Source organism: Mesorhizobium sp. M6A.T.Ce.TU.016.01.1.1 (assembly GCF_003997065.1).
In the GTDB taxonomy this organism is placed as follows: Bacteria; Pseudomonadota; Alphaproteobacteria; order Rhizobiales; family Rhizobiaceae; genus Mesorhizobium; species Mesorhizobium mediterraneum.
In genome coordinates this window covers 1-319 of the sequence record NZ_RZTJ01000189.1, presented here as the reverse complement: position 1 = coordinate 319, position 319 = coordinate 1, and the positions used below count along the sequence as shown (strand labels likewise).

General features: G+C 62.4%; 1 protein-coding gene. It reads right to left on the bottom strand.

Going from position 1 to position 319, the window contains the following annotated elements; translation table 11 throughout:
• Nucleotides 1-159 precede the first annotated feature (159 nt).
• Complete coding sequence (gene tnpB, locus EOC94_RS33915; RefSeq protein ID WP_148128486.1) at nucleotides 160-318, bottom strand: IS66 family insertion sequence element accessory protein TnpB; 159 nt, start codon at nucleotides 316-318, stop codon at nucleotides 160-162.
• Nucleotide 319: the final 1 nt, after the last annotated feature.

Here is a 319-nt window from a genome sequence, read left to right as displayed (position 1 = left end):
GCCTCATCTTGGGCTCTGGCCAGCGCCGCGGTCAGCGCCGTTCTCAGCGCGCCAATATCGTCCGGAACAGCATCCTGGGCGGTGGCAACCATGCCCTGGAGTGAATCATAAAAACGCGTCCGCTGACTCGCGGAAAATGGCGCAAACTCAAAGAAAAACTCAGCCCGCGCGCTGCGGTCGGAACGTGTGACGCGGGTTGCGCCAATCGATCCCGTCGAGCATGTAGGCGAGCTGCGCCGGCAATATGGAAACCGTGCCGTCCGCCGGCGACGGCCATAGAAACCGGCCCTTCTCGAGCCGTTTCGCATACAGCGACATG